The sequence below is a fragment of the Citrobacter sp. wls717 genome (genome assembly GCF_005280955.1).
GTDB classification, from domain to species: Bacteria; Pseudomonadota; Gammaproteobacteria; order Enterobacterales; family Enterobacteriaceae; genus Citrobacter; species Citrobacter werkmanii.
The window spans coordinates 162419-182066 of the sequence record NZ_SZWW01000053.1; the positions used below are offsets into that span (position 1 = coordinate 162419).

Annotated in this window: 20 protein-coding genes; 11 read left to right on the plus strand and 9 right to left on the minus strand. The window is 52.9% G+C overall.

What is annotated here, in order from left to right; all coding sequences use genetic code 11:
* Positions 1 to 2 precede the first annotated feature (2 nt).
* Complete coding sequence (cutC, locus tag FDX09_RS20815; RefSeq protein WP_137347807.1) at positions 3 to 749, plus strand: copper homeostasis protein CutC; 747 nt, start codon at positions 3 to 5, stop codon at positions 747 to 749.
* A gap of 235 nt (positions 750 to 984) precedes the next feature.
* Here cutC and cmoB read toward each other — a convergent pair whose 3' ends face one another.
* Genes cmoB through FDX09_RS20840 form a run of 5 tightly spaced genes read right to left on the minus strand, consistent with a single transcriptional unit; the run spans position 985 to position 4562 of the window.
* Positions 985 to 1953: a tRNA 5-methoxyuridine(34)/uridine 5-oxyacetic acid(34) synthase CmoB gene (gene cmoB, locus FDX09_RS20820; RefSeq protein ID WP_038641441.1), complete on the minus strand. Its 969-nt coding sequence runs from the start codon at positions 1951 to 1953 to the stop codon at positions 985 to 987.
* Positions 1950 to 2693, minus strand: coding sequence for a carboxy-S-adenosyl-L-methionine synthase CmoA (cmoA, locus tag FDX09_RS20825; RefSeq protein WP_038641439.1), 744 nt, complete (start codon positions 2691 to 2693; stop codon positions 1950 to 1952). The genes cmoB and cmoA overlap by 4 nt, the downstream gene beginning before the upstream one ends.
* A gap of 40 nt (positions 2694 to 2733) precedes the next feature.
* Complete coding sequence (locus tag FDX09_RS20830; RefSeq protein ID WP_038641437.1) at positions 2734 to 3129, minus strand: MAPEG family protein; 396 nt, start codon at positions 3127 to 3129, stop codon at positions 2734 to 2736.
* A 51-nt stretch (positions 3130 to 3180) separates the two neighbouring features.
* Complete coding sequence (locus FDX09_RS20835) at positions 3181 to 3999, minus strand: DUF72 domain-containing protein (RefSeq protein WP_137347808.1); 819 nt, start codon at positions 3997 to 3999, stop codon at positions 3181 to 3183.
* Positions 3996 to 4562: a hydrolase gene (locus tag FDX09_RS20840; protein WP_038641434.1), complete on the minus strand. Its 567-nt coding sequence runs from the start codon at positions 4560 to 4562 to the stop codon at positions 3996 to 3998. The genes FDX09_RS20835 and FDX09_RS20840 overlap by 4 nt, the downstream gene beginning before the upstream one ends.
* A 266-nt stretch (positions 4563 to 4828) precedes the next feature.
* Here FDX09_RS20840 and aspS point away from each other — a divergent pair, with 266 nt between their 5' ends.
* From aspS to ruvB, 6 genes are all read left to right on the plus strand, one after another.
* A complete protein-coding gene (gene aspS, locus FDX09_RS20850) occupies positions 4829 to 6601 on the plus strand; it encodes an aspartate--tRNA ligase (protein ID WP_121529165.1) in 1773 nt (590 codons plus the stop codon).
* A gap of 1 nt (position 6602) precedes the next feature.
* Positions 6603 to 7046, plus strand: coding sequence for a dihydroneopterin triphosphate diphosphatase (gene nudB, locus FDX09_RS20855; protein ID WP_038641430.1), 444 nt, complete (start codon positions 6603 to 6605; stop codon positions 7044 to 7046).
* A 28-nt stretch (positions 7047 to 7074) separates the two neighbouring features.
* Positions 7075 to 7818, plus strand: a complete 744-nt coding sequence (locus FDX09_RS20860; protein WP_006684137.1) for a YebC/PmpR family DNA-binding transcriptional regulator — start codon at positions 7075 to 7077, stop codon at positions 7816 to 7818.
* A 34-nt stretch (positions 7819 to 7852) separates the two neighbouring features.
* Positions 7853 to 8374 (plus strand): crossover junction endodeoxyribonuclease RuvC, encoded by a 522-nt coding sequence (gene ruvC, locus FDX09_RS20865; protein ID WP_003034867.1) that lies wholly within the window; start codon positions 7853 to 7855, stop codon positions 8372 to 8374.
* Positions 8375 to 8454: 80 nt separating this feature from the next.
* Positions 8455 to 9066 (plus strand): Holliday junction branch migration protein RuvA, encoded by a 612-nt coding sequence (gene ruvA / locus FDX09_RS20870; protein ID WP_038641428.1) that lies wholly within the window; start codon positions 8455 to 8457, stop codon positions 9064 to 9066.
* Positions 9067 to 9074: 8 nt separating this feature from the next.
* Positions 9075 to 10085 (plus strand): Holliday junction branch migration DNA helicase RuvB, encoded by a 1011-nt coding sequence (gene ruvB / locus FDX09_RS20875; RefSeq protein WP_005120696.1) that lies wholly within the window; start codon positions 9075 to 9077, stop codon positions 10083 to 10085.
* Between the two features lie 78 nt (positions 10086 to 10163).
* On the opposite strand, the gene znuB is transcribed toward ruvB, so the two are convergent.
* On the minus strand, positions 10164 to 10949 hold the full coding sequence (gene znuB, locus FDX09_RS20880) for a zinc ABC transporter permease subunit ZnuB (RefSeq protein WP_069324707.1): 786 nt from the start codon (positions 10947 to 10949) through the stop codon (positions 10164 to 10166).
* Positions 10946 to 11701 (minus strand): zinc ABC transporter ATP-binding protein ZnuC, encoded by a 756-nt coding sequence (znuC, locus tag FDX09_RS20885; protein WP_006684140.1) that lies wholly within the window; start codon positions 11699 to 11701, stop codon positions 10946 to 10948. The genes znuB and znuC overlap by 4 nt, the downstream gene beginning before the upstream one ends.
* 78 nt (positions 11702 to 11779) lie before the next feature.
* On the opposite strand from znuC, the gene znuA reads away from it, so the two are divergent.
* The 3 genes from znuA to lpxM all read left to right on the plus strand — a co-directional run bounded on the left by znuA (position 11780) and on the right by lpxM (position 15150).
* On the plus strand, positions 11780 to 12724 hold the full coding sequence (gene znuA / locus FDX09_RS20890) for a zinc ABC transporter substrate-binding protein ZnuA (protein WP_038643243.1): 945 nt from the start codon (positions 11780 to 11782) through the stop codon (positions 12722 to 12724).
* Between the two features lie 15 nt (positions 12725 to 12739).
* A complete protein-coding gene (gene mepM, locus FDX09_RS20895) occupies positions 12740 to 14059 on the plus strand; it encodes a murein DD-endopeptidase MepM (RefSeq protein WP_050764953.1) in 1320 nt (439 codons plus the stop codon).
* Positions 14060 to 14178: 119 nt separating this feature from the next.
* On the plus strand, positions 14179 to 15150 hold the full coding sequence (lpxM, locus tag FDX09_RS20900; protein WP_137347810.1) for a lauroyl-Kdo(2)-lipid IV(A) myristoyltransferase: 972 nt from the start codon (positions 14179 to 14181) through the stop codon (positions 15148 to 15150).
* Positions 15151 to 15194: 44 nt separating this feature from the next.
* Here lpxM and pyk read toward each other — a convergent pair whose 3' ends face one another.
* Together pyk and FDX09_RS20910 are read right to left on the minus strand one after the other, a co-directional pair.
* Positions 15195 to 16637 (minus strand): pyruvate kinase, encoded by a 1443-nt coding sequence (gene pyk, locus FDX09_RS20905; RefSeq protein WP_038641420.1) that lies wholly within the window; start codon positions 16635 to 16637, stop codon positions 15195 to 15197.
* Positions 16638 to 16755: 118 nt separating this feature from the next.
* Positions 16756 to 17625: a MurR/RpiR family transcriptional regulator gene (locus FDX09_RS20910; RefSeq protein ID WP_038643240.1), complete on the minus strand. Its 870-nt coding sequence runs from the start codon at positions 17623 to 17625 to the stop codon at positions 16756 to 16758.
* Between the two features lie 365 nt (positions 17626 to 17990).
* Here FDX09_RS20910 and zwf point away from each other — a divergent pair, with 365 nt between their 5' ends.
* On the plus strand, positions 17991 to 19466 hold the full coding sequence (gene zwf, locus FDX09_RS20915; protein WP_003034896.1) for a glucose-6-phosphate dehydrogenase: 1476 nt from the start codon (positions 17991 to 17993) through the stop codon (positions 19464 to 19466).
* Positions 19467 to 19648: the final 182 nt, after the last annotated feature.

Below are 19648 nucleotides of genomic sequence, written 5' to 3' on the forward strand. Positions count from 1 at the left end.
ACATGGCCTTACTGGAAGTTTGCTGTTACAGCATGGAATGCGCGCTTACGGCGCAGCAAAACGGCGCGGATCGCATTGAGCTTTGCTCGGCGCCCAAAGAAGGGGGCTTAACGCCGTCACTGGGCGTATTGCGTTCGGTTCGTCAGCATGTTGCTATTCCCGTCAACCCGATTATCCGCCCGCGTGGAGGGGATTTTTGTTATACCGACGGTGAATTCGCGGCAATGCTGGATGATATTGCGATGGTCAGAGAACTGGGATTTCCAGGGCTGGTGACCGGTATTTTAGATGTGGATGGCAATGTCGATATGCCGCGCATGGAAAAAATAATGGCGGCAGCCGGTCCGCTGAATGTCACTTTTCATCGGGCGTTTGATATGTGCGCTAACCCACTCAATGCGCTACAAAAACTCTCTCAATTGGGCATCGCCAGAGTACTGACTTCCGGGCAAAAATCAGATGCAGTGCAAGGTTTAACAAAAATAATGGAACTTATTGCGCAGGCGGGTGCTCCAATCATTATGGCCGGAGCGGGGGTTCGCGCCTCGAATTTGTCCCTGTTCCTGGATGCTGGAGTGCAGGAAGTCCATAGTTCTGCCGGAGTATGGCTGGCTTCCCCAATGCGTTATCGCAATCCGGGGTTGTCGATGTCTTCGGATACGCAGGCGGATGAGTATTCTCGCTATGCGGTTGACGGAGCGGCGGTTGCTGAAATGAAAGCAATCATGGCACGCCATCAGGCCAGCTGATTTTTACCGTTGCATCATGTCGCCCAATATGATGCTTGCTCGTACCAGGCCCCTGCAATTTCAACAGGGGCCTTTTTTTCTCCTTCATATTTCAAGCCGCAACAGCGTTGGCCGCCTCGCGCACCCCGGTCACGTAGTTATCTACGCTCCCGGGGATTTGCTGCGTTGCCGCCTTGCTGCAACGTGAACTATTTTGGAGAAACGGTGCTATACGTAACGGTCATTCGGCAATCTATTACGGCTTACGCGCAATCAATACCGCGCGTAATGGGGCGGGGTAGCCTTCCACCGTTTTACTGTGGTCGTTCGGGTCGAGAAAATCGGCCAGCGATTCGGTTATCATCCACTCGGTGCGGCGCTGCTCTTCGGTGGTGGTGACGCAGACATCGGCGATGCGCACATCAACAAATCCGCATTTTTCCAGCCAGTTTTTTAGCGCCAACGCAGAGGGGATAAAATAGACGTTACGCATCTGCGCGTAGCGGTCACCCGGCACCAGTACGGTATTTTCATCACCCTCGACAACCAACGTTTCCAGTACCAGTTCACCCTCTTTAACCAACTGATCTTTCAACTGCCACAGGTGTTCCAGCGGGGAACGTCGATGATACAGCACACCCATGGAAAATACGGTATCAAAGGCGTTGAGCGCCGGAAGCTGTTCAATACCCAGCGGCAGCAGATGCGCGCGCTGATCGTTGCCCAGCAGTTTACGCACCGCTTCAAACTGGCACAGGAACAATTGCGTAGGATCGATGCCCACCGCCAGGTGCGCCCCCGCGCCAATCATACGCCACATGTGATATCCGCTGCCGCAGCCGACATCGAGAATGGTACGGCCGGTAAGATCCGATAAATGCGGCAGGACGCGATCCCATTTCCAGTCTGAGCGCCATTCGGTATCAATATTGACGCCGTAGAGCGAGTATGGCCCTTTACGCCATGGCATCAGGTTCCGCATCAGGGTGTCGATGCGTTTGAGCTGACCGTCGCTAAGTGGTTGCTCGCTTTCTGCGGTGACGCTATGCAGTAAGTCCAGACGATACGGCGTTAACTCTGGCAAAAACTCCACCGCATTCGACCACTGCTTAAATAAGCCATGCTGATCGCGCTGCCAGGCAGCGATTTGCGCCGGGAGTGTTTCCAGCCAGTGGGAAAGGTGATTTTTGGCAATCAACTGATAAAAGTTACCAAAATCGATCATGCGCAAACCTCAGCTTTCAACGCCACCAGGGAACCAAAGTTGAAGCACTGGAACCACAATTCGCTGTGCTCAAAACCAGCCTGATGCAGGCGCGCTTTGTGTGTTTCTACGGAGTCGGTCAGCATCACGTTCTCCAGCATGCTGCGCTTCTGGCTGATTTCCAGTTCGCTATAGCCATTTGCGCGTTTGAAGTCATGGTGCATGTTGAACAGCAGCTCGCCAACTTGAGCGTCTTCGAAACTGAATTTCTCCGACAGCACCAGCGCACCGCCGGGATTCAGTCCCTGATAAATCTTATCCAACAATGCCTGGCGCTCAGGTGGCTCAAGGAACTGCAGGGTAAAATTCAGCACCACCATCGAGGCGTTTTCGATAGTAATGTCGCGAATATCGCCTTCGATGACGTCAACCGGGGTTGGGGCCTTATAAGCGTCAATATGACGGCGGCAGCGCTCAACCATCGCCGGGGAATTATCAATGGCAATAATTTTGCAATTCTCGTGATGAATATTGCGACGCACCGAGAGCGTCGCCGCGCCCAAAGAGCAGCCGAGATCGTAGACCTGTGTGTTGGGTTGTACGAAACGTTCGGCCAGCATGCCAATCATCGAAATGATATTGGAGTAGCCGGGAACGGAACGCTGGATCATATCCGGGAAGACTTCAGCTACCCGTTCATCAAAGGTCCAGTCACCCAGACTGGCGATAGGCGCAGAAAAAAGCGTGTCGCGGTGAGACATAACGTAAAAATCCGGGAAAAATAAAGTGGCGTATTGTGCGCTAATGCAGGGAGAAAACCAACTCCCAGGGCATATACCAAAGATTCGCCAGCACCATTAGCAACAGCGAACACCAGGTCGCGCTCATGCCTGAACGCCGCCAGCGGAAAAGCCGGTGGTGGAATCCGTAATAATGCATCAGTCGTCCGGCAATCAACATCAGTCCGCAAATATGCACCATCCACGTTTCTGCGCCGTTCATTTCCATAAATAACAGCAGCACTAACGCGACAGGAATATATTCCACCGCATTACCATGAATACGGATAGCGCTTTGCAGTTCGCTAAAACCACCGTCACCATAGGCAACGCGGTACAGCATACGCAGGCGCACGACGTCAAATGAGAACTTTATTAACAATAACGCACCTAATACGGCATAAAGCGCGCTGACCATACAAACTCCCTTTAAAATGGCTGATGGCATTGTCTATGATAGGTGGCAATTTCAGAAAAGAGAAGATTGCTGTGGAATAGACGGTGCTGATCCGATCTCTGGCAGGGCGCTACGTAAATCCGCCCATAACGTGTCTACCAGCTCCGGAGCCTGCGCGATATCCGGCGTATGTAAAAAAAGATACGGCGTCGTGGATTGTTGCCACTGCGACAGCTTGGTTAACCAAACTGCAAATAACTGCCGGTTTTGTGCCATATCATCGCTACCGATAAAACGCACCATCGGATGATTGGCTGTTACCACTGCATGAACCGGAACCTTTGGTTTCTTACGCTGAGCTTCTCGTACCGCTTCAGTATGCGGGATGGCGGCATGCACCGGGCGACTGTCTAAAATCACCCGGTTTACACCTCGCTCATGCAGGCCGCGATTCAGTTGCTGCTCGGCTTCGCCTTTGGCAAAGAAGTCCGGATGGCGAACTTCGACACCGTAGGTAAAGGATTTGGGGAGCGCGTCGAGAAACGGCCACAGAGCGGACAGATCGCGTGGGGCAAAGGTTGCGGGTAATTGTAACCAGTATTGCCCGATGCGCGCTTCCAGCGGTGACATGCGCGTGAAAAATTCCTGTACCAAATCATCACAGTTACGCAACGCGGCCTGATGTGAAATGGTGGCCGGAAACTTAAAACAAAATCGAAACGCATCGGTGGTTTGTGCATGCCAGCGGGTGACAATCTCGGCTTTTGGCAACGCATACAGCGTGGTGTTGCCCTCCACGCAGTTAAAGTGCCGGGCATACTCTTCCAGGCTGGTGATCCCAAGTCGCACCCATCTCGGGTGCGACCACTGGGGTAAGCCGATATAGATCATAACGCGTGCAGGATCTCGTCCACGCTGCGCACGCGCGCAATGCGTGGGAAAATGTGAGTCATGCTGCCTTGATGCTGGTCAGCACTGGCGGCGCTACAGGCATCTTCCGCAACAATCAGATTGAATCCTAGCTCCCACGCGTTTCGCGCGGTGGATTCCACGCCAATGTTCGTGGAAATGCCACACAGGACGATGGTATCGATACCCCGGCGGCGCAACTGTAGCTCGAGATCGGTACCGTAGAACGCGCCCCACTGACGTTTGGTGACTTCCAGATCGCTGGCGCATTTGCCCAAGGCTTGCGGATAATCCCACCAGTTGTCGGGTAACGCTTTGGCGGGGGCCTGGGCATCAACCGGCTGTTTCAGCGCTTCAGCATAATCATCAGACCAGCCAACGCGTACCATCACTACTGGAGAACCCTTAGCACGAAATTTTTCCGCCAACCGTGCGGCGCGGATAACCACATCGTGTGCCGTATGTGGTCCGCCAGCGAAAGGCAGGATCCCTTCCTGTAAGTCAATGACGACAAGGGCGGTTGTTGTTGCGTTCAGTTCCAGCATGGTCACTCCAGTAAAAAATAAGAAATCCGTTACACCTTAATCGCGAATCAGTGTGAAAGGGGCGACAATTTTTGTTATTTTTTGTGAGATTACGCAATGCCCGTCGAGGAAACAGGCGTACAGTCAGTACCGGACTTATCGTGCGGCAGAATTTCCAGTATAATAGCCGCCTTTTTTCATTCAGTTGTGACATTCAGCTAAAGCTGCGACTTCGTCATCTGCGAGACAGATGACAATCCGCCTGCGGCAAAGTTAAGGGATATCTCATGCGTACAGAATATTGCGGGCAGCTACGTCTGTCCCACGAGGGGCAGCAGGTGACTCTGTGTGGTTGGGTCAACCGTCGTCGTGACCTTGGTAGCCTGATCTTTATCGATATGCGCGACCGCGAAGGTATCGTGCAGGTATTTTTCGATCCGGACCGTGCGGACGCGTTAAAGCTGGCCTCCGAACTGCGTAATGAGTTCTGCATCCAGGTTACGGGCACCGTGCGTGCGCGTGATGCGAAAAACGTCAATGCCGATATGGCGACTGGCGAAATTGAAGTACTGGCGTCCGATCTGACCATCATCAACCGCTCAGACTCACTGCCGCTGGACTCTAACCACGTCAATACCGAAGAAGCGCGTCTGAAGTATCGTTATCTGGATCTGCGTCGTCCTGAAATGGCGCAGCGCCTGAAAACACGCGCCAAAATTACCAGCCTGGTGCGTCGTTTTATGGACGATCACGGCTTCCTCGACATTGAAACCCCGATGTTGACCAAAGCGACGCCGGAAGGCGCGCGCGACTATCTGGTGCCTTCCCGCGTTCATAAAGGCAAGTTTTACGCGCTGCCGCAGTCTCCTCAGCTGTTCAAGCAACTGCTGATGATGTCTGGCTTTGACCGTTACTATCAGATCGTAAAGTGCTTCCGCGATGAAGACTTACGTGCTGACCGTCAGCCTGAATTTACCCAGATCGACGTCGAGACGTCTTTCATGACTGCGCCGCAGGTGCGTGAAGTAATGGAAGCGTTAGTACGGAATCTGTGGCTGGAAGTGAAAGGTGTGGATCTCGGTGATTTCCCGATCATGACCTTTGCCGAGGCTGAGCGCCGTTACGGCTCCGATAAACCAGACCTGCGTAACCCAATGGAACTGGTTGACGTCGCTGATCTGGTGAAAGACGTTGAGTTCGCGGTGTTCTCTGGTCCGGCGAACGATCCGAAAGGCCGTGTAGCCGCTCTGCGCGTACCGGGCGGTGCGAGCTTAAGCCGTAAGCAGATCGATGATTACGGTAACTTTATTAAGATCTACGGCGCGAAAGGTCTGGCTTACATCAAAGTCACCGAGCGTGCGAAAGGTCTGGAAGGTATCACCAGCCCGGTGGCTAAGTTCCTGAACGCAGAAATCGTGGAAGCGATTCTGACGCGTACCGGAGCGCAAGACGGCGACATGATTTTCTTCGGTGCCGACAACAAGAAAGTGGTTGCCGACGCGATGGGCGCGCTGCGTCTGAAACTGGGTAAAGATCTGAGCATTACCGACGAGTCGAAATGGGCGCCGCTGTGGGTCATCGACTTCCCGATGTTTGAAGACGATGGTGAAGGCGGTCTGACCGCGATGCACCACCCGTTCACCTCGCCGAAAGACATGACCGCTGCTGAGCTGAAAGCTGCGCCGGAAGATGCGGTTGCCAACGCTTACGATATGGTTATCAACGGCTATGAAGTAGGTGGTGGTTCCGTACGTATTCACAACGGTGACATGCAGCAGACCGTATTCGGTATTCTGGGCATTAACGAGCAAGAGCAGCGCGAGAAATTCGGCTTCCTGCTGGATGCGCTAAAATATGGTACTCCGCCACATGCGGGCCTGGCGTTTGGTCTGGATCGTCTGACCATGTTGCTGACGGGTACTGATAACATTCGCGACGTTATTGCCTTCCCGAAAACGACGGCAGCCGCGTGTCTGATGACTGAAGCGCCAAGCTTCGCTAACGAAGCTGCGCTGGCGGAACTGAGCATTCAGGTTGTGAAGAAGGCCGAGAATAACTGATATGAAGTACAAACAGCCTGTCTCGGTGTTGGTCGTGATTTATGCAAAGGACACCGGGAGAGTGCTGATGTTACAGCGACGCGACGATCCTGACTTCTGGCAGTCGGTCACCGGCAGCCTGGAAGAGGGTGAAACCGCGTCGCAGGCCGCCATGCGCGAAGTAAAGGAAGAGGTCGCCATTGATGTTGCGACTGAGCAACTGACCTTAATTGACTGTCAGCGCACGGTAGAGTTTGAGATTTTTAGCCATTTACGTCATCGCTATGCGCCGGGAATTGAACGTAATACTGAATCCTGGTTTTGCCTGGCACTTCCCTCAGAACGAGAGATCGTGTTCACCGAACATCTGACCTATCGTTGGGTTAATGCGGTTGAAGCCGCCCAGTTAACCAAGTCGTGGAGTAATCGGCAGGCGATTGAAGAATTTGTGATTAACGTCGCCTGAGAAGGCGCGCTTTTTGGAGATATTATTTATGGCAGGTCATAGTAAATGGGCCAATACCAGACATCGTAAAGCCGCGCAGGATGCCAAGCGCGGTAAAATTTTTACCAAAATCATTCGTGAGCTGGTGACGGCGGCTAAACTGGGCGGGGGCGATCCGGATGCTAACCCGCGTCTGCGCGCGGCGGTGGATAAAGCGCTGTCCAACAACATGACCCGTGACACCCTGAACCGTGCCATCGCGCGTGGCGTGGGCGGTGATGAAGACTCGAATATGGAGACCATCATCTATGAAGGTTACGGCCCTGGCGGCACCGCGGTGATGATTGAATGCCTGTCTGACAACCGTAACCGTACCGTGGCTGAAGTGCGTCATGCGTTCAGCAAAACCGGCGGTAACCTGGGCACCGACGGCTCCGTGGCTTACCTGTTCAGCAAAAAAGGCGTGATCTCTTTTGAGAAAGGCGACGAAGACACCATCATGGAAGCGGCGCTGGAAGCCGGTGCTGAAGATGTAGTGACCTACGACGACGGCGCGATTGATGTTTACACCGCGTGGGAAGAGATGGGCAAAGTGCGTGACGCGCTGGAAGCGGCTGGCCTGAAAGCAGACAGCGCTGAAGTGACGATGATCCCGTCCACTAAAGCAGACATGGATGCAGAAACGGCACCGAAACTGATGCGTCTGATCGATATGCTGGAAGACTGCGACGACGTACAGGAAGTTTACCACAACGGTGAAATCTCCGATGAGGTTGCTGCGACCTTAGAATGATGTGGTTAGGCCATACAATAACAGGAGATGCGTGATGTCTATTATTCTCGGCATTGACCCGGGGTCACGCATTACCGGTTATGGCGTAATCCGTCAGGTCGGCAGGCAACTGACCTACCTCGGCAGCGGCTGTATTCGCACCAAAGTTGACGATCTTCCATCACGTCTGAAGCTGATTTATGCGGGCGTGACGGAGATAATCACCCAGTTTCAGCCGGACTATTTTGCCATTGAGCAAGTTTTTATGGCGAAGAACGCCGACTCGGCGCTAAAGCTGGGGCAGGCGCGCGGCGTGGCAATCGTTGCGGCGACCAATCAGGATCTTCCGGTCTTTGAATATGCGGCCCGCCAGGTAAAACAGACCGTGGTTGGTATCGGTAGCGCGGAAAAAAGTCAGGTGCAGCATATGGTGCGTACGTTGCTGAAGCTGCCTGCCAACCCGCAGGCGGACGCCGCGGATGCGTTGGCGATTGCCATTACCCACTGCCATGTCAGTCAGAATGCCATGCAAATGAGCGAGTCGAGGCTGAATCTGGCGCGAGGTCGGTTACGTTAGTGACAAATGAGGCTGGATATCTATCCAGCCTTTTTTTATGATAGCGCATTACCTTTTAGCCCTTAACGCAGGAGCGTCATGTGATAGGCAGACTCAGAGGCATCATTCTTGAAAAACAACCCCCGCTGGTCCTTCTGGAAACGGGTGGGGTAGGCTATGAAGTGCATATGCCCATGACCTGTTTCTACGAGCTGCCGGAAGCCGGACAGGAAGCGATTATCTTCACCCATTTTGTGGTGCGTGAAGACGCGCAGTTGCTGTATGGCTTCAACAACAAGCAAGAACGCACGCTATTTAAAGAGTTAATTAAAACCAATGGCGTTGGCCCGAAGCTGGCGCTGGCGATCCTCTCCGGTATGTCTGCCCAGCAGTTCGTGAATGCCGTTGAACGTGAAGAACTTGGCGCGCTGGTGAAGTTACCCGGCATTGGAAAGAAAACTGCCGAGCGTTTGATTGTAGAAATGAAGGACCGCTTTAAAGGTCTGCATGGCGATCTCTTTACCCCGGCGGCGGATCTGGTCCTGACCTCTCCGGCAAGTCCGGCAACGGAGGACGCCGAGCAGGAAGCGGTTGCTGCGCTGGTGGCGTTAGGCTATAAACCACAGGAAGCCAGCCGCATGGTGAGCAAAATTGCCCGCCCTGATGCCAGCAGTGAAACCCTGATTCGTGAAGCGCTTCGCGCGGCATTGTGAGGTAAAGGATGATTGAAGCAGATCGCCTGATTTCGGCTGTCAGCACGACACCTGAAGACCTGGTGGATCGTGCGATCCGCCCTAAATTGCTGGAAGAGTATATTGGCCAGCCTCAGGTACGCTCGCAAATGGAGATTTTTATTCAGGCGGCAAAGCTGCGCGGTGATGCTCTTGATCACCTGCTGATTTTTGGTCCTCCTGGCCTCGGTAAAACCACGCTTGCCAATATTGTGGCCAATGAAATGGGCGTCAACCTGCGCACCACATCCGGACCTGTGCTGGAGAAAGCGGGCGATCTGGCGGCGATGCTCACTAACCTTGAACCCCACGATGTTCTCTTTATCGATGAAATCCATCGCCTGTCGCCGGTGGTGGAAGAGGTGCTGTATCCGGCGATGGAAGATTATCAGCTGGATATCATGATTGGCGAAGGGCCTGCTGCACGTTCAATTAAGATCGATCTGCCGCCGTTTACCCTGATTGGGGCGACGACGCGCGCCGGGTCGTTAACGTCCCCGCTGCGTGACCGCTTTGGTATTGTGCAGCGACTGGAGTTCTATCAGGTTGCCGATCTGCAGCACATTGTCGGACGTAGCGCCCGCTTCATGGGACTGGAAATGAGCGATGAAGGGGCGTTGGAAGTGGCGCGTCGCGCCCGTGGTACGCCGCGTATCGCCAACCGTTTATTACGCCGGGTACGTGATTTTGCCGAGGTGAAGCATGACGGCACCATTTCGGCGGATATCGCCGCTCAGGCGCTGGATATGCTCAACGTCGACGCGGAAGGCTTCGATTATATGGACCGCAAGCTGCTGCTGGCGGTGATCGATAAATTCTTCGGCGGGCCGGTCGGCCTGGATAACCTGGCGGCGGCGATCGGGGAAGAACGTGAAACCATTGAGGATGTGCTGGAGCCGTATCTGATTCAGCAAGGTTTTCTGCAGCGTACGCCGCGCGGAAGAATGGCAACGGTGCGCGCCTGGAACCATTTCGGGATCACGCCGCCAGAGATGCCTTAGCGGCTGAAGTCGCTACGCTCACCAGGCCAGGGCGATTTTGTAGGCCCGGTAAGCGCAGCGCCACCGGGCAACACTCGCTTAGCTCGCCTGCTTTTTCATCATGCTGAAGATAAACAGCAGCGCGGCACACAGCACCACGGATGGCCCTGCTGGGGTATCATAAAAGGCTGAGAAGGTCAGCCCCCCTGTAACCGCTATCATACCCACACCAACGGCGACGCCTGCCATCTGTTCCGGTGTGCGGGCGAAACGACGGGCGGTTGCCGCAGGGATGATCAGCAGAGAGGTGATAATCAGCGCCCCGACAAACTTCATCGCCACACCGATAGTTAAAGCTGTAACCAGCATCAGCAACAGCTTAACGCGTTGCAGCTTCACGCCATCAACAAAAGCCAGATCCGGACTGATGGTCATCGACAGCAGGTTGCGCCACTGCCAGAACAGAATCGCCAGAACGATAATCACGCCAATGGCGATGGAGATGAGATCTTCTGGCGTCACGGCGAGTAAATCACCAAACAGGTAGGCCATCAGATCCACGCGGATGTTTGACATCAAGCTGACGACAACCAGCCCCAATGACAACGCGCTGTGCGCCATAATACCAAGCAAGGTATCGATCGCGAGGTGAGGGCGCTTCTCCAGCCATACCAGACCGGCCGCCAGCATCAGGGTCACGGCAATGACGGCATAGAAAGGATTTACATTCAGCAGCAGACCAAAAGCGACGCCCAGCAGTGAAGCGTGGGCCAGCGTATCACCAAAATAAGACATACGACGCCAGACGACGAACGAGCCGAGTGGGCCGGCGGCACAGGCCAGCATGATCCCGGCTAACCAACCGGGTAATAACAATTCAATCATGAGTGACCATTTCCCCGGCGTAAGACGATACGACCCTGTAAATCGTGGCGATGATTATGATTATGACGGTAAATTCCGAGTTGTTCGGCGCCGCGTTGCCCGAACATTGAGATGAATTCCGGGTGCATGGAAACCACTTCTGGCGCGCCGGAACAGCAAATATGATGGTTGAGGCACAGCACTTCATCGGTTTTAGCCATCACCAGATGCAGGTCATGGGAAACCATCAGTACGGCGCAATCCAGTTCACGTCGTAACTGGTCGATAAGATCGTACAGTGCGACCTGACCATTGACATCCACACCCTGGGTCGGTTCATCAAGAACCAGTAGCTGAGGCTTATTCAATAAAGCACGGGCCAACAGAACGCGTTGCGTTTCCCCGCCAGAGAGTTTTTGCATCGGCGCATTCATCAGATGCCCGGCCTGAACGCGCTTCAGCGCCGGAAGAATATCCTCCTTTTTGGTGCCGGGACGTAAGCGCAGAAAACGACTGACCGTCAGTGGAAGCGTGGTATCGAGGTACAGCTTTTGCGGCACATAGCCAATCCGCAATTGACCATTACGCTTGATAACTCCCTCGTCAGCCGCTACCAGCCCTAAAACAACGCGCACCAGGGTTGACTTCCCGGCACCATTTGGGCCGAGAAGCGTCAAAATTTTACCGGGTCGAAGTTCAAGCGATACGTCAGAAAGGACGCGGCGTTGACCATAAGAGACCGAGACATTTTCCAGTGAAACCAAAGTCGTCATATCAATTTTAGTCTTGCAGAAGTTATAGAATGTTATAATATCACATTTCTTACATTCGTTACGATGATTGGTCGCATTATGTTACATAAAAATACGCTTCTTTTCGCAGCATTATCCGCTGCTCTTTGGGGTAGTGCAACACAGGCGGCAAATGCCGCCGTTGTGGCGTCTCTTAAGCCGCTGGGATTTATCGCTTCAGCCATTGCTGATGGGGTAACTGATACCCAGGTTCTGCTGCCTGACGGGGCTTCCGAACACGATTACTCACTGCGTCCTTCAGACGTAAAACGCTTACAGGGCGCGGACTTAGTCGTGTGGATTGGACCTGAGATGGAAGCGTTTATGGAAAAGTCAGTCAAGAATATTCCTAACGCGAAACAGGTAACGATTGCGCAGCTTAATGACGTGAAACCGTTACTCATGAAAGGTGCTGACGACGACGATGACGATCATGGACACAGCGATGCGGGTGGTGAAAAAAGTGACGAGCATCACCATCACGGCGATTACAACATGCATCTTTGGCTCTCCCCAGAGATAGCGCGGGCCTCAGCGGTTGCAATCCATGAAAAATTAGTGGAACTTATGCCGCAAAGTCGAGCCAAACTTGACGCCAACCTGAAGGATTTTGAGGCACAATTAGCCGCAACCGATAAGCAGGTAGGTAACGAGCTCGCGCCGCTCAAGGGCAAAGGTTATTTCGTTTTTCATGACGCCTATGGCTACTACGAGAAACACTACGGACTAACACCGCTTGGTCACTTTACCGTGAACCCTGAGATTCAACCTGGTGCGCAGCGTTTACATGAAATAAGAACACAGTTGGTTGAGCAAAAAGCAACCTGCGTTTTTGCTGAGCCACAGTTCAGGCCAGCGGTCGTTGAAGCCGTCGCGAGAGGGACAACCGTTCGAATGGGAACGTTGGATCCACTCGGAACGAATATCAAACTGGGTAAAACAAGCTATTCAGCGTTTTTGAACCAATTAGCCAACCAGTATGCGAGCTGCCTGAAAGGAGATTAATGAGGAAGTGAATACGTGCAACAGATAGCCCGCTCTGTCGCTCTGGCATTTAATAATCTGCCGCGACCCCATCGCGTTATGCTGGGGTCGCTTACCGTACTGACATTGGCCGTCGCTGTCTGGCGGCCCTATGTTTACCACCCTGATTCTGCACCCATCGTCAAAACTATCGAGCTGGAAAAAAGCGAGATTCGTTCTCTGTTGCCTGAGGCCAGCGAACCTATCGATCAGGCCGCTCAGGAAGATGAAGCTATCCCCCAGGATGAACTGGATGACAAAACGTCTGGTGAGGCCGGTGTGCATGAGTATGTCGTCTCTACGGGCGATACGCTGAGCAGTATTCTGAATCAGTACGGCATCGATATGGGTGACATCAGCCAGCTTGCTGCTTCCGATAAAGAGTTGCGTAACCTGAAAATTGGCCAGCAACTTTCCTGGACGCTAAGCGCGGAAGGTGACCTGCAACGCCTGACCTGGGAAGTTTCTCGTCGCGAAACTCGTACTTACGATCGCACTGCGACGGGTTTCAAAATGAGTAGCGAAATGCAGCAGGGCGATTGGGTCAACAGCCGTATCAAAGGCACAGTCGGCGGGAGCTTCGTTGCCAGTGCTAAAGATGCCGGTCTGACCAGCTCTGAAATCAGTGCGGTGATCAAGGCCATGCAGTGGCAGATGGATTTCCGCAAACTGAAAAAAGGCGATGAGTTCTCGGTGCTGATGTCTCGCGAAATGCTCGACGGCAAACGTGAGCAAAGCCAACTGCTGGGCGTGCGTTTGCGTTCTGAAGGCAAAGATTATTACGCCATCCGCGCTGAAGACGGTAAGTTCTATGACCGAAATGGTACCGGACTGGCGAAAGGCTTTATGCGTTTCCCAACGGCGAAACAGTTCCGCATCTCCTCGAACTTTAACCCACGTCGCCTGAACCCGGTGACGGGACGCGTAGCGCCGCATAAAGGTGTCGACTTTGCGATGCCGCAGGGGACGCCAGTGCTATCGGTGGGTGATGGTGAAGTGGTTGTCGCGAAGCGCAGCGGCGCCGCTGGGTACTATGTTGCGGTACGTCATGGTCGCACCTACACTACGCGTTATATGCACCTGCGTAAGCTATTGGTTAAGCCAGGACAAAAAGTGAAACGTGGCGACCGTATCGCGCTGTCAGGCAATACCGGACGTTCAACGGGCCCGCACCTGCATTACGAAGTTTGGATCAACCAGCAGGCTGTTAACCCGCTGACGGCGAAACTGCCGCGTACAGAAGGGTTGACCGGTTCAGATCGCACTGATTACCTGGCACAGGTGAAAGAAGTTGTTCCTCAGCTGCGTTTTGATTAATTAGCACACTGACAGAGCCGGTACGCGATGCGTGCCGGCTTTTTTATTTTGTACGGCACACGGTGCGCCGCTACACTATCAGCAGATTTACTTTTCGCGATACCAGACACTGGAAGAGCATGGAAACGAAAAAAAAGAATATTGAGTATATCCCTGAGTTTCACAAATCATTTCGCCATCCGCGCTACTGGGGCGCCTGGCTTGGCGTGGCGGCGATAGCCGGGATTGCGTTAACGCCAGCATCATTCCGCGATCCTATTTTGGCAAAGCTCGGACGGCTCGCCGGAAGACTGGGAAAAAGCTCGCGTCGCAGAGCATTGATCAATTTGTCTCTCTGCTTTCCTGAGCGTAGTGAAGCTGAGCGCGAGGCCATTGTCGATGAAATGTTCGCGACCGCGCCTCAGGCGATGGTCATGATGGCGGAACTGGCGATACGCGGCCCGCAGAAAATTCAGAGTCGGGTTGACTGGCAAGGCCTGGATATCATCGAAGAGATGCGTCGCAACGATGAAAAGGTGATTTTTCTCGTTCCTCATGGCTGGGGGGTGGACATCCCGGCGATGTTGATGGCTTCCCAGGGGCAGAAAATGGCGGCGATGTTCCACAACCAGGGAAACCCGGTATTCGATTACGTATGGAACACGGTGCGCCGTCGTTTCGGTGGCCGCCTGCATGCGCGTAACGATGGTATCAAACCGTTTATTCAGTCTGTACGTCAGGGATATTGGGGATACTATTTGCCGGATCAGGACCATGGTCCTGAACACAGCGAGTTTGTGGACTTTTTTGCGACCTATAAAGCAACGTTACCGGCGATTGGCCGTCTGATGAAGGTGTGCCATGCGCGCGTGGTGCCTCTGTTCCCGGTATATGATGGTAAAACGCACCGCCTGACGATCCAGGTACGTCCTCCGATGGATGACATCCTGACGGCGGATGATCACACAATTGCCAGACGAATGAACGAAGAGGTGGAAATTTTTGTTGCCCCACACCTTGAGCAATACACCTGGATTTTAAAACTGCTTAAGACGCGTAAACCGGGTGAAATTGAGCCTTATAAACGCAAAGATCTCTATCCGAAGAAATAAAAAAAGGCCTCTCATGTGAGAGGCCTTTTTACATCAGACGGTAGTTACTCGACGGTCAGAATACGCGTGGTATTGGTTGAGCCAATGGTGCTCATGACATCGCCCTGGGTCACAATCACCAGGTCGCCGGAAACCAGATAACCTTTATCGCGCAGGAGGTTCACCGCTTCATTGGCGGCAACCACGCCATCAGTTTCACTGTCAAAGTGAACCGGGGTGACACCGCGATACAGAGAGGTCAGATTCAGCGTACGTTCATGACGAGACATCGCGAAAATCGGCAGACCAGAACTGATACGAGAGGTCATCAGCGCGGTACGACCAGACTCAGTCATCGCGATGATAGCGGTTACCCCTTTCAGGTGGTTAGCGGCATACATCGCTGACATAGCAATCGCTTCTTCGACATTGTCAAACTGCACGTCAAGACGGTGTTTGGAGACGTTGATGCTCGGGATCTTCTCGGCACCCAGGCATACGCGAGCCATTGCCGCGACGGTTTCTGCCGGGTACTGACCTGCTGCCGTTTCTGCAGAGAGCATAACGGCATCGGTACCGTCCAGTACGGCGTTAGCCACGTCCATCACTTCCGCACGGGTCGGCATTGGGTTGGTAATCATCGACTCCATCATCTGCGTGGCGGTAATAACCGCACGGTTCAGCTGACGTGCGCGACGAATCAACGCTTTTTGAATACCTACCAGCTCAGGATCGCCAATTTCAACGCCCAGGTCGCCACGAGCGACCATCACCACGTCGGAAGCCAGAATGATGTCATCCATCGCATTCTGGTCGCAGACGGCTTCCGCACGTTCTACCTTGGCGACGATTTTCGCATCGCAACCTGCGTCGCGCGCCAGACGGCGGGCATAGTTCAGGTCTTCGCCGCAGCGCGGGAAGGAGACGGCCAGATAATCAACGCTGATTTGCGCTGCAGTGACGATGTCAGCTTTATCTTTTTCGGTCAGGGCTTCAGCAGAAAGACCGCCGCCCAGTTTGTTGATGCCCTTATTATTGGACAGCGGGCCGCCGACGGTGACTTCGGTGAAGACTTTCATTCCCTGGACTTCCAGCACCTTAAGCTGTACGCGACCGTCATCAAGTAGCAGGATATCGCCTGGCACGACGTCAGCAGGCAGACCTTTATAATCGATCCCGACTTTTTCTTTGTCGCCTTCGCCTTTGCCAAGGTTGGCGTCTAACAGGAACTTGTCGCCAACATTAAGAAAAACTTTACCTTCTTTAAAGGTTGATACGCGGATTTTAGGTCCCTGCAGGTCACCCAAAATAGCTACATGGCGTCCCAGTTTTGCGGCAATTTCACGGACCTTATCCGCCCGCATTTTGTGATCTTCTGGAGAGCCGTGCGAAAAGTTCATACGTACGACGTTCGCACCCGCAGCGATAATTTTTTCGAGGTTGTTATCGCGATCAGTTGCTGGGCCTAACGTGGTAACGATTTTGGTTCTGCGAAGCCTTCTGGACATGTAATACTCCGTTGACTGAAACAACTAGGTGTTGCGTGAACATTAATCCGGTCGTTCTCAAACATTGACGGTAAATGAACGACCCGGATGATAAAAGGGTAGAACATTGTTATTGCTTTTAGCGATCATCACTCTTGATGAGTAATTCTTTATCAAAACGCGATTCCTTGAGTGCTTCCTTGACACGCTTCAAGTTATCTCTAAATTTTGCCCCGCGGCGCAAAGTAAATCCTGTAGCCAGCACATCTATCACGGTCAGTTGAGCAAGTCGAGAGACCATGGGCATATAAATGTCAGTATCTTCCGGTACGTCGAGGGTAATGGCCAGCGTGGCTTCGCGCGCCAGCGGCGTGCCGGGAGAGGTCAAGGCGATAACCATCGCGTCGTTTTCCCTCGCCAACTGCGCCAGTTCAACCAGAGTTTTGGTTCTTCCGGTATGCGAAATCAGCACAATAACGTCGTCGTCGCTACAATTCATGCAACTCATACGTTGCAGTACAATATCGTCGGAATAGATCACCGGTACGTTAAAACGAAAAAATTTGTTCATCGCGTCGTGTGCTACCGCGGCGGAAGACCCAAGGCCAAAAAAGGCAATTTTCTTCGCCTGGGTTAACAAATCCACCGCCCTGTTTACCGCGGTGTTATCCAGAGACTGGCGAACGTGGTCAAGACTTGCCATCGCCGACTCGAAGATTTTTCCCGTGTAAGATTCTACGCTGTCATCCTCATCCACATTACGATTAACATAAGGGGTGCCATTTGCCAGACTTTGCGCCAGATGAAGTTTAAAATCAGGAAAGCCGCGCGTATCCATACTGCGACAGAAGCGGTTCACCGTCGGCTCGCTGACGTTGGCTTCCAGTGCAAGCGCAGCGATGCTTGAATGGATTGCCCGGTCGGGTGAGGCAAGAATAATGTCAGCGACTTTACGCTCTGATTTGCTCAACTGTTCCAGTTTTAACTGGATTTTTTCCAGCATATTCATGATGTAGGTCGACTCATGGCTCATGGGAAAAAACGATTTCAGCGATACGGGGAAATCGGGGGATACATTTGCTAGATATTACCCCTGCCACGGAAGGAACGGGGCAAAATGGACAGAATAGTTGTTGTTTTTTTTCATTACATGATCGAAGTCTGGTTTTGTTACTTCTTCATGGCTACGAAAAAAAGCGACTTTTTTATCCATTTTGCAGAGGTAAACGCCAATCAAACGCCTGTTTGCGGTAACAGCACGGCTGGATAAGCGTTTACGGTTTCCGGATTCACGTAAAAGCAGTACAGTGCACTGTAATAAAATTACAACCAGTTTCTGGCAAAAGCACCAGACACTTAATTGAGGAGAATGACATGGCGGTAACGCAAACAGCCCAGGCATGTGACCTGGTCATTTTCGGCGCGAAGGGCGACCTGGCGCGGCGGAAATTGCTGCCTTCCCTGTATCAACTGGAAAAGGCCGGCCAGATTAACCCGGAAACCCGTATCATCGGGGTAGGGCGTGCCGACTGGGACAAAGCAGCTTATACCAAGGTTGTGCGCGAAGCGCTCGAAACCTTCATGAAAGAAAAAATTGATGAAGGTTTGTGGGAGACCCTCAGCGGCCGTCTGGAGTTTTGTAATCTGGACGTCAATGATACCGCCGCATTTAGCCGTCTGGGTGAAATGCTGGATCAGAAATCACGGACCACGATTAACTATTTCGCGATGCCGCCAAGCACCTTTGGCGCGATCTGCAAAGGTTTGGGTGAAGCAAAGCTGAATGCTAAACCTGCCCGCGTTGTGATGGAAAAACCGTTGGGAACGTCACTGGCAACATCGCGCGAGATCAATGATCAGGTCGGTGAATATTTCGAAGAGTGCCAGGTTTATCGTATCGACCACTATCTCGGTAAAGAGACGGTGCTGAACCTGCTGGCACTGCGTTTTGCCAACTCCCTGTTTGTAAACAACTGGGATAACCGCACGATCGATCACGTTGAAATTACCGTCGCGGAAGAAGTGGGTATTGAAGGTCGCTGGGGCTATTTTGACCAGGCCGGTCAAATGCGCGACATGATCCAAAACCACCTGCTGCAGATCTTGTGCATGATCGCGATGTCTCCGCCGTCGGACCTGAGCGCTGACAGCATTCGTGATGAAAAAGTGAAGGTACTGAAATCACTACGCCGTATCGACCGCTCAAACGTGCGTGAAAAGACGGTTCGCGGTCAGTACACCGCGGGTTTTGCCCAGGGCAAAAAAGTTCCAGGATATCTGGAAGAAGAGGGCGCGAACAAAAGCAGCAATACGGAAACGTTTGTGGCGATCCGTGTGGATATCGATAACTGGCGTTGGGCGGGCGTTCCGTTCTATCTGCGTACCGGCAAGCGTTTACCGACGAAGTGCTCTGAAGTCGTCGTCTATTTCAAAACGCCTGAGCTGAATCTGTTCCGGGAATCCTGGCAGGATCTGCCGCAGAACAAGCTGACTATTCGTTTGCAGCCTGATGAAGGTGTTGATATCCAGGTGCTGAACAAAGTGCCGGGTCTGGATCACAAGCATAACCTGCAAATCACCAAGCTTGATCTGAGCTATTCCGAAACCTTTAACCAGACGCATCTGGCCGACGCCTATGAGCGACTGCTGCTTGAAACGATGCGCGGTATTCAGGCGCTGTTTGTGCGTCGTGATGAAGTTGAAGAAGCCTGGAAGTGGGTGGATTCGATTACTGAAGCATGGGCGATGGACAACGATGCGCCGAAACCGTATCAGGCAGGGACCTGGGGACCGGTTGCCTCTGTGGCAATGATCACCCGAGATGGTCGTTCCTGGAACGAATTCGAGTAAAAGATCGCCTTACCCATAGGGGTTATTTTACCGGTAACATGATCTAACACAGATTGCAGAATAATTTTTGCACTTTTAAGCCTCGCGTGGATTCACCCGCGGGGCTTTTTTTATTACACTGCCTGAAACGATTTTGCCCCTGAGCTACGGCAAACAAGCGATTCAGCACTTTTTAATGCGAC

Excerpts from the sequence above, each read along its gene's own strand:
- FDX09_RS20840 (WP_038641434.1), bottom strand. The coding sequence starts at position 4,562 with ATGCTGGAACTGAACGCAACAACAACCGCCCTTGTCGTCATTGACTTA.
- FDX09_RS20835 (WP_137347808.1), bottom strand. The coding sequence starts at position 3,999 with ATGATCTATATCGGCTTACCCCAGTGGTCGCACCCGAGATGGGTGCGA.
- znuC (WP_006684140.1), bottom strand. The coding sequence starts at position 11,701 with ATGACGACTTTGGTTTCACTGGAAAATGTCTCGGTCTCTTATGGTCAA.
- FDX09_RS20910 (WP_038643240.1), bottom strand. The coding sequence starts at position 17,625 with ATGAATATGCTGGAAAAAATCCAGTTAAAACTGGAACAGTTGAGCAAA.
- ruvC (WP_003034867.1), top strand. The coding sequence starts at position 7,853 with ATGTCTATTATTCTCGGCATTGACCCGGGGTCACGCATTACCGGTTAT.
- pyk (WP_038641420.1), bottom strand. The coding sequence starts at position 16,637 with ATGTCCAGAAGGCTTCGCAGAACCAAAATCGTTACCACGTTAGGCCCA.
- aspS (WP_121529165.1), top strand. The coding sequence starts at position 4,829 with ATGCGTACAGAATATTGCGGGCAGCTACGTCTGTCCCACGAGGGGCAG.
- znuA (WP_038643243.1), top strand. The coding sequence starts at position 11,780 with ATGTTACATAAAAATACGCTTCTTTTCGCAGCATTATCCGCTGCTCTT.
- ruvB (WP_005120696.1), top strand. The coding sequence starts at position 9,075 with ATGATTGAAGCAGATCGCCTGATTTCGGCTGTCAGCACGACACCTGAA.
- zwf (WP_003034896.1), top strand. The coding sequence starts at position 17,991 with ATGGCGGTAACGCAAACAGCCCAGGCATGTGACCTGGTCATTTTCGGC.
- FDX09_RS20830 (WP_038641437.1), bottom strand. The coding sequence starts at position 3,129 with ATGGTCAGCGCGCTTTATGCCGTATTAGGTGCGTTATTGTTAATAAAG.
- lpxM (WP_137347810.1), top strand. The coding sequence starts at position 14,179 with ATGGAAACGAAAAAAAAGAATATTGAGTATATCCCTGAGTTTCACAAA.
- cutC (WP_137347807.1), top strand. The coding sequence starts at position 3 with ATGGCCTTACTGGAAGTTTGCTGTTACAGCATGGAATGCGCGCTTACG.
- cmoA (WP_038641439.1), bottom strand. The coding sequence starts at position 2,693 with ATGTCTCACCGCGACACGCTTTTTTCTGCGCCTATCGCCAGTCTGGGT.
- znuB (WP_069324707.1), bottom strand. The coding sequence starts at position 10,949 with ATGATTGAATTGTTATTACCCGGTTGGTTAGCCGGGATCATGCTGGCC.
- FDX09_RS20860 (WP_006684137.1), top strand. The coding sequence starts at position 7,075 with ATGGCAGGTCATAGTAAATGGGCCAATACCAGACATCGTAAAGCCGCG.
- cmoB (WP_038641441.1), bottom strand. The coding sequence starts at position 1,953 with ATGATCGATTTTGGTAACTTTTATCAGTTGATTGCCAAAAATCACCTT.
- nudB (WP_038641430.1), top strand. The coding sequence starts at position 6,603 with ATGAAGTACAAACAGCCTGTCTCGGTGTTGGTCGTGATTTATGCAAAG.